8 protein-coding genes are annotated in these 8,096 nt (G+C 65.1%); 6 read left to right on the forward strand and 2 right to left on the reverse strand.

Translation table 11 applies throughout. The annotated features are described in order from the left end of the window. The first annotated feature begins 92 nt into the window (after nucleotides 1–92). On the forward strand, nucleotides 93–1,208 hold the full coding sequence (locus Q1U94_RS02385) for a beta-ketoacyl-ACP synthase III (protein ID WP_300541559.1): 1,116 nt from the start codon (nucleotides 93–95) through the stop codon (nucleotides 1,206–1,208). A gap of 245 nt (nucleotides 1,209–1,453) precedes the next feature. Here the strand turns inward: Q1U94_RS02385 and Q1U94_RS02390 are convergent, their stop codons facing one another. Continuing rightward, entirely contained in the window at nucleotides 1,454–2,665 is a 1,212-nt protein-coding gene (locus tag Q1U94_RS02390) for an ammonium transporter (protein WP_300541561.1), read from the reverse strand. Between the two features lie 243 nt (nucleotides 2,666–2,908). Here Q1U94_RS02390 and Q1U94_RS02395 point away from each other — a divergent pair, with 243 nt between their 5' ends. The 3 genes from Q1U94_RS02395 to Q1U94_RS02405 are packed head-to-tail and all read left to right on the forward strand — an operon-like array spanning nucleotide 2,909 to nucleotide 6,100. Continuing rightward, nucleotides 2,909–4,024 (forward strand): beta-ketoacyl-ACP synthase III, encoded by a 1,116-nt coding sequence (locus Q1U94_RS02395; protein ID WP_300541563.1) that lies wholly within the window; start codon nucleotides 2,909–2,911, stop codon nucleotides 4,022–4,024. After that, nucleotides 4,024–5,034 (forward strand): hypothetical protein, encoded by a 1,011-nt coding sequence (locus tag Q1U94_RS02400; protein WP_300541565.1) that lies wholly within the window; start codon nucleotides 4,024–4,026, stop codon nucleotides 5,032–5,034. The genes Q1U94_RS02395 and Q1U94_RS02400 overlap by 1 nt, the downstream gene beginning before the upstream one ends. 13 nt (nucleotides 5,035–5,047) lie before the next feature. Continuing rightward, entirely contained in the window at nucleotides 5,048–6,100 is a 1,053-nt protein-coding gene (locus tag Q1U94_RS02405; RefSeq protein WP_300541567.1) for an acyltransferase, read from the forward strand. Here the strand turns inward: Q1U94_RS02405 and Q1U94_RS02410 are convergent. Further along, the gene (locus Q1U94_RS02410; protein ID WP_300541569.1) at nucleotides 6,097–6,471 is read right to left on the reverse strand and encodes a hypothetical protein; all 375 of its coding nucleotides are present in this window, start codon (nucleotides 6,469–6,471) and stop codon (nucleotides 6,097–6,099) included. The genes Q1U94_RS02405 and Q1U94_RS02410 overlap by 4 nt on opposite strands. Before the next feature lie 189 nt (nucleotides 6,472–6,660). On the opposite strand from Q1U94_RS02410, the gene Q1U94_RS02415 reads away from it, so the two are divergent. Together Q1U94_RS02415 and Q1U94_RS02420 are read left to right on the forward strand one after the other, a co-directional pair. After that, nucleotides 6,661–7,278: an HD family hydrolase gene (locus Q1U94_RS02415; protein ID WP_297735745.1), complete on the forward strand. Its 618-nt coding sequence runs from the start codon at nucleotides 6,661–6,663 to the stop codon at nucleotides 7,276–7,278. After that, nucleotides 7,278–8,096 (forward strand): NAD regulator (locus Q1U94_RS02420; RefSeq protein WP_300541571.1); only part of this gene is annotated, 819 nt, incomplete at its 3' end. The genes Q1U94_RS02415 and Q1U94_RS02420, both read left to right, overlap by 1 nt.

Genomic DNA, 8,096 nt, shown 5'->3' on the forward strand with positions numbered 1-8,096 from the left:
CGGCCCGGAGCTTGCGCAGCTGACGAGGTGACGTGCTTCGCACATGCCACTAAGTTGCCGCGCCTGTCCTGCCCCTTTGCGGAGTGAAGTGAATGAGCGTGGTGATCCGGTCGACCGGCCTCTGGGTGCCCGAGGAAACGGTCTCGAACGACGAACTCGTTGCCTGCTTCAACGCCTATGTCGAAAAGTTCAATGCCGACAACGCCGATGCCATCGCACGCGGCAATGTGGAGGCCCTGAACCCCTCCTCTACCGCCTTCATCGAGAAAGCTTCGGGCATCAAGTCGCGCTACACGATCGACAAGGACGGCGTGCTCGATGTCGATCGCATGCGCCCGCGGGTGAAACCGCGCCCCGACGAGGAGCTGGCCCTGACCGCCGAGGCCGGGGTTGCCGCCGCCCGCGACGCGCTGGAACGCGCCGGCCGCGATGCCAGGGATGTCGATGCCGTGATCTGTTCGGCCACCTCCATGCAGCGTACCTATCCCTGCATGGCGATCGAGATGCAGAACGCGCTGGGCATAGAGGGTTTCGGTTTCGACATGACCGTGGCCTGTTCCTCCGGCACGTTCGGCATGATCAATGCGATCAACATGATCGAGACCGGCATGGCCAAATCCGTCCTGGTCATCGTGCCGGAGATCACCACGCCGCAGCTCAATTTCCGCGACCGGGACAGCCATTTCATTTTCGGTGACGTGGCCGTCGCCATGCTGATCGAGCACGAGGACGCCGCCGGCGCCGATGGCTGGCGCGTTCTGGGCCGCAACATGATGACGAGGTTCTCGAACAATATCCGTTCGAATTTCGGCTTCCTGAACGCCTCGGAAGACCCCGAACCGGCCTTCGAGGACCGCTATTTCGTCCAGGAGGGCCGCAAGGTGTTCAAGGAAGTCTGTCCGATGGTGGCGGACATGATCCTCACCGACATGGCCCATTTCGGTCTCAAGCCGGAGGAGATGAAACGCCTCTGGCTGCACCAGGCCAATATCAACATGAACATGATGGTGGCGAAGAAAGTGTTCGGCCGCGATTTCGAGGAGCACGAAGCACCTGTCATTCTCGACGAATTCGCCAACACGGCCGGTGCCGGCTCGCTGGTCGCCTTCCACCGGCACAATGACGGGTTCGAACCGGGCGAGAAGGGCCTGATCTGCTCCTTCGGCGCGGGCTATTCGGCCGGCACGGTGTTTGTCGAAAAGCTCTAGGCTCCGGTCCGGCCGCCAGACGGCAACAGAACTGAATACCAGATCAATGTTTTTATAGCGCTATCAGAAAAAAGACCCGGCCCGCGCAAAGCGGGCCGGGCCAGTCATACGTCTCGAGGCCGGGGAGGACATGGCCTGGACGCGAACGCTACAAACGGGTCGGGAGCAGGCGCCGCAACCCCTTACAGCACCCACCCCCGCTCTCCGGCCCCCAACCGGCCGAAGGTCTTGTCCCTGATCGGTGGCTAGCCTCCAACGGACTCGCCGTGCAGGCTGGTGTCGAGGCCGGAGACTTCCGCCTCTTCGTCGACCCGCAATGTCATGATTTTCGACTGGACGAACAGGATGGCGAAGGTCATCGCGCCGCAATAGGCGGCCGCGGCCAGGGCGCCCCAGGTCTGCGTCCAGATCTGCAGGATATTGCCCTCGATCGCGCCCGGAGCGCCGCCGATGGCCCCGGAGGCGAAGACACCGGTCAGCACCGCGCCGACCAGGCCGCCCACGCCATGCAGGCCGAAGGCATCCAGCGTGTCATCGGTCTTCAGCGCGCGCTTGAGCGCAGTAACGCCCCAATAGGCACCGAAGGAGCCGCCGGCGCCCACGAAGAAGGCCGCCCAGGCCGGCACGAATCCGGCAGCCGGCGTGATCGCGACCAGCCCGGCAACGGCACCGGACGCGGCGCCCAGCGCGCTGGCCTTGCCGCGCAGGATCCATTCCAGACCCATCCAGACCAGCACGGCGGTCGCCGCGGCGACCTGCGTGGTAACCAGGGCGTGCGCTGCCGCACCGTCGGCAGCCAGCGCCGAACCACCATTGAAGCCGAACCAGCCGACCCAGAGGAAACCGGCCCCGGCGAGAGTGAGAACGAGATTGTCCGGTGCCAGGTTGGATCCAGGATAGCCCTTGCGCGGACCGAGGAATTTCGCCAGCACCAGTCCGGCCACGCCGGCATTGATATGCACCACGGCCCCGCCAGCGAAATCGAGCACGCCGGCCTCGCCGAGGAAACCACCGCCCCAGACCCAATGGCAGATCGGGGCATAGACCAGCACCACCCATACCGCACCGAAAATGACGAAGGCGGAGAAGCGGATCCGCTCCACCGCCGAACCGGCGATGATCGCCACGGTGATGATGGCGAAGGTCAGCTGGAACATCAGAAAGAGATTTTCCGGCAGGTCCCCGGACAGGGTTTCCGGCGTGATGCCCGCCAGGCCCAGCCGGCCCAGCCCGCCGATGAATGCGTTGAGACCGCCGCCGTCGGAAAAGGCCAGCGAGTAGGCGACAAGGGCCCAGACCACCGAAACGACCGCCGCAGCACCAAGGCTCTGCATCAGCGTGGAGAGCACGTTCTTGCGCCGCACCATGCCGGCATAGAAGAGTGCCAGCCCGGGCAGGGTCATGAGCAGGACCAGGGCGGTCGAAGTCAGGATCCAGGCATTGTTTCCACTGTCCATGAGGGCCTCCGCGGCGGTCTTTTGTGCTTGTTGCGATCCGCTCGAGAGCTAGGCGCCGGTTTGGCGGGGAGTCGACTTTGCGGCGGGAATTTCCTGGAAATGCGGGTATGGCGCTGCAGAAATGTGCACACCTGCTCGACTTTGAGGCGGCCACGCACGATCCTTGCCCATGCGGCAATGGATTGATCGGCCTCGCCCATGGTTTACGCTGACACAGGTCTGGGAAGGAAAGAGTCGAACGCCGTGCCGAACTGCCTCATCCGGTCAACCGGTTACTGGGTGCCGCCGAACGTCATCGACAATGATGAACTCGTGGCCAGCTACAATGCCTATGCGGCGCGTTTCAACGCGCAGCACGCCGACGCCATCGCCGCAGGCGAGGTCGAGGAAGTGCCGCTGTCGAGCGCCGACTTCATCGTCAACGCTTCGGGCATCCACCGCCGTCACGTCTTCGAGAAGGACGGCATTCTGGATATCGACCGGATGGTGCCGCAAATCGCGCCCCGCCCGATCGAGGATGTGTCGACGCAGGCCGAATTCGCCCTGAAATCGATCCGCCCGGCGCTCGAGAAGGCGGGGTATGACGGGTCCGAGATCGACGGTGTGATCGTCGCGTCGTCGGCACAGCAGCGGAACTTCCCCGGCCTGGCCTGCGAGATCCAGGAACAGATCGGCGCGAACGGCTTCTCCTTTGATCTGACCATGGCCTGTGCCTCGGCGCTCTACGGGCTGCACATCGCCAACTCCATGATCAAGGCCGGCGAGGCAAGGCGGATCCTGATCTCCTCGCCGGAAATCATGACCTGCATCAACGTGCATTCGCGCCGTGAGGTCCATTTCATTTTCGGCGACGCGTCCGCGGCAATGATCGTCGAGGCCGATGACGGCCGGCCGGGCGGCTGGGACGTACTGGGCACGCATGCGGAGAACAAGTGGTCCTCGGCGCTGCGCTCGGATTTCGGCTTCATCAATATCGCCGAACGCCAGGTCGAGCCGGACTATGAACCCCATCTCGACCAGGACGGACACCGCGTCTTCAAGGATGTGGTCGGTTTCGCCCCCGTCGTCGCGCGCAATCCGATGGACAAGATCGGGCTTGCACCGGAGGGCGTGCGCCGGACCTGGCTGCACCAGGCCAATATCCGCATGGTCGACATGATCGCCAAACGTATTCTCGGCCGCGACCGCACCGAGGAAAACGCCCCCGCCATCCTGCACGAGTACGGCAACACCTCCTCCTCCTCGGTGGTGATGAATTTCGAACTGCATTCCGATGACATGGCGGCCGGCGAAACCGGCGTGATGTGTGCCTTCGGGGCCGGCTATGGCGTGGGTGCGGTGGCCGTGAGGAAACGCTGATGAACACGCAGACCCGTTTTTGGACGGCCCTTCTGGCCGCATCCGCCCTCACCGCCTGTTCGGCACCGGAGGACACGGCCGGCACCCCGGAAGAGACCGCCCCGGCCGAAGCGGCAGAGGCCACCGGCACGAACCCGGATACGGCGGCGGAAGAGCCCGAAGAGGCCGCAGGCCTGCCCCGGGTCGACATCTATATCGCGCCCTTGAGCTGGGTCGGGGACATCCCCTCGCTGGGGCCCATCCACAACGCCACCGGTCGCGCCGGCTACGACAACCAGCCCGCCTTCGCCGGGGACGGCGCACACTTCTACTTCACCTCGGGCGATGACGAGCATACCGATATCTGGCGCTGCAACCTGGACTGTTCGGTGATCGAGCAGATCACCGACACACCCGGGAGCGGGGAGTATTCGCCGCGGCCCACACCTTCCGGCGGCGCCCTGTCCTACATCTACCAGCCGCCCGGCGGCTATGGCGGCGAGGTCTGGTACGACGATCCCGATGGCGGCAATGCACGGCCGGCCTCCCGGCACGGGCCCAACGGCTATTACGCCTTCAATGCCGACATGACCCGGCTGGCCGTCTTCGCCCTGGGCGACACCTTCCGCCTGCAGGTCTTCGGACGCTTCGAGGACACCGGACCGGTGACGGTCGCCGAGAATATCGGACGTGCGCTCTACGCCGCACCGGACCATGAAAGCGTCTATTTCACCCTGCCGCGCGAGGATGAGGGCTACAGTATCCACGAGACCGGTTTCGACGGAGCCGGCACGGCCCGTGTCTTCGACCTGCCGGGCACGGCGGAAGATTATGCCGTCTTCGCGCTGGCCGACGGACGCGATGCCTTTTTTGCTGTCGATGAAGGCGTGTTGATGATGCGCACCCGCTCGACACCCTGGCATTCGATCGCCGATCTGGAGGCGGAAGGCCTCAGTGGCATGACCCGCCTTGCCGTCAGTGCGGACCGCCGTCACATCGCAATCGTCGCCGACGACCCCTCCGGCGGCTAGCCGGCCCGGCGCGATGGGCGAGCACGGCCGGCACACAACGATCGTCGAGATCCAGCACCTCAGGGCCCTGGCGGTCCTGCTGGTCGTACTGGCGCATATCCACCAGAGCGACGCGCGCTTTTTCTCCGCCCCGCTGCTGGACCAGACCGCCTATTTCGGCTTTGCCGGCGTGGACGTGTTCTTCGTCCTGTCCGGTTTCATCATCCACCATCTCTATCGGGGCCATGCCGGGTTCGACCTGCGCTATTTCCTCAACCGGCTGAACCGCATTCTGCCGCTCTACTGGATTTTCACCGCGCTGGCGCTTGCGGGCTATTTTGCCATCGGCGACAGCCTGACCCGCAGTGTGGGCGAGCTGGACCTCATCGCCTCGCTGACCCTGATCCCCGCTCACCAGCCGCCGGTGCTGATGGTCGGCTGGACGCTGACCCATGAACTCTATTTCTACGCCGCCTACGGCGTGATGCTGATGCTGCCCGTCCGCTACAGGGTCCGGGCGGCCCTGGCCTGGGCGGTTGCAACCGCCGCCTACGTGGCCGCACCGATCGCCGGCGGACCCTGGCTGGCATTGATCTTCAGCCCGTTCAACCTGCTCTTTCTCGGCGGCGCACTGATCGCCGAGTTCCGCTCCAGCCTGGCCGGTTTGCGATGGCCCGCGCTGGTCCTGGCCACAGGCGGTGCCGTTCTGGGGCTTGTCTGGACGCATATCAACGGCATGGACGCGCTGGCCAACGGTGTGGAACGGGTCGGCGTGTTTGCGCCCTTCGCCGTGGGCGCGGCCTGGGCCTGGCTGGCCTGGTCGCCCCGCCTGCCCGGTCTGGCCGCCCGGATCGGCGACTGGTCCTATGCGATCTATCTGTCGCACCTTCTGGCAATCGGCGTGCTGGCGCGCCTGCTGCCGGGCTTCGTCGACGGCGCGATCTGGTCGAGCCCGCTCTTCTATGCGATCGCGCTGGCAGCCTGCCTGATGCTGGGCGCCCTCACCCACACGCTGGTGGAACAGCCGCTGCTGAAGCTGGGCAAGGCCGCGATCCGCCGCCTGGTTCCGGCGGCGGATCGTGTCTAGACCGCCGTCGCTTCGGTGATCTTGTAGGTCAGGTCGTCGCCATCGGCTTCGTGAATGGTCAGGTAGTCACCGACGCGCATGGTGTGGTCGCCGAGCCGGTAGACCGGCTCGTCCGGGCCTTCATCTTCCTCGTCATAGCGGAAATACCAGTGCGAGCCGCGATGGGAGAGCCAGCCATCGGCCTTGTCGGCCGGGTCCGGCGAGAAACGGTCGACCGTGCAAGCGGCCTTGTTGGCACGCCAGAGATCGAGATCGAGCTTGCCGTCCCGGTCCAGCGGCGCCACGATAACATAACCATGGGCGTCATCGCCCTCGGGGAAACCGGCATCGGGATTGCGGCCGAGCCGCAGGATCACACGCGTCAGAGACATGTCTTTTCTCCCTAAATATCTTGAGGACATTTCGCGCCTTCCGCTGCGCCACGTCAATGCGCCGGCCTGCGGCATGGCCGCACACATCCGGGACCACACGTCTGTGAACAAGTGGGCTTGCGGGATTGGTCGCGGGGGCGGTTCTCTGCTATCTCCCCTGCCCGCCCGAAGCTGACGAGACGAGACCCCATGCCCGCTGCCGCCAAGAAGACCAAGGAAGCCCCCCGCGCCTGGCAGAGGATGATTTCCGGTCGGCGGCTTGACCTGCTCGACCCGTCACCCTTTGATGTCGAGATCGAGGATATCGCCCATGGCCTGGCGCGGGTGGCGCGCTGGAATGGCCAGACCCGGGGCGATCACGCCTTTTCGGTCGCCGAGCACTCGGTTGTGGTGCTGGAAATCCTCGACTTTCTCTATCCGGAGATCGAGCAGAAATGGCGCCTGGCGGCGCTGCTGCACGACGCGTCGGAATATGTGATCGGCGACATGATCAGCCCCTTCAAGGCGGCGCTGGGAGTCAATTACCGGGAATTCGAGGATCGCCTGGAAGCCGCGATCCAGCTGCGGTTCGGCCTGCCGCCGAAACTGCCCGCCGAGGTCAAGCGCAAGATCAAGCGGGCCGATGTCATCTGCGCTTATTTCGAAGCCACCCAGATCGCCGGTTTCAGCCATGCCGAATCCGTGAAATTCTTCGGGCGTCCCCCGGCCGGACTGGAGATCGCCATCAAGCCCCTGCCCGTGAAGACCGCCCAGCAACTCTTCCTCGACGTCTTCGACGAGGTCCTCACCGCGTTCGAAGGCCGCTGATGGACAAGGCCGGCCAGTCCCTTTCCGTCGGCCTCAACGCGGTTATCCTGGCGGTCGATGGCGATACGCCGCAAGTGCTCATCGTGCCCCAACCGGGCGGCGGCGAAGCCCTGCCCTTTGGCCCGTTCGATCCGACCGAACACCGCACACTGGAAATCGGCCTGCGGCGCTGGGTCGATGAACAGGCCCGCTTCCAGCTGGGCTATGTCGAACAGCTCTACACATTCGGCGATCGCGGGCGTGAAGCCCCGGTCGCGGCCATGACGGGCTCGGAGGATGATCGCATCATCTCGATCGGTTATCTGGCCCTGACGCCGGACATCTCGGATCCGCCCGAGGGCGGCGGCCAATGGCGTGCCTGGTACCGTTTCTTCCCCTGGGAGGACTGGCGCGAGGGTCGACCGGAAATCATTGACGGCCAGGTGCTGCCACGCCTCTCGGCCTGGGCTGACGAGGCCGGCGGGCCCGGCCGCCGCGCCTCCCGCCATGATCGCATCAAGCAATGCTTCGGCCTCAAGCCCGGCGGTTGGCACGCGGGCCGGGCGCTGGATCGCTATGAGCTTCTGTACGAGGCCGGCCTGGTCGATGAAGCGGCTCGCGACGGGCAGCGCGAAAGCGGCCTGGTCGCGCCGGGCCTGGGTCAAGCCATGGCCTCGGACCACCGCCGGATCCTGGCCACCGCGATCTCCCGCTTGCGCGGCAAGATCAAGTATCGGCCGGTGATCTTCGAGCTGATGGAGGACGTCTTTACCCTATCCGCCCTGCAACAAGTGGTCGAGGCCGTGGTCGGCTATCGCCTGCACAAGCAGAATTTCCGC

The organism is Maricaulis sp. (assembly GCF_030149515.1).
Classification (GTDB): domain Bacteria; phylum Pseudomonadota; class Alphaproteobacteria; order Caulobacterales; family Maricaulaceae; genus Maricaulis.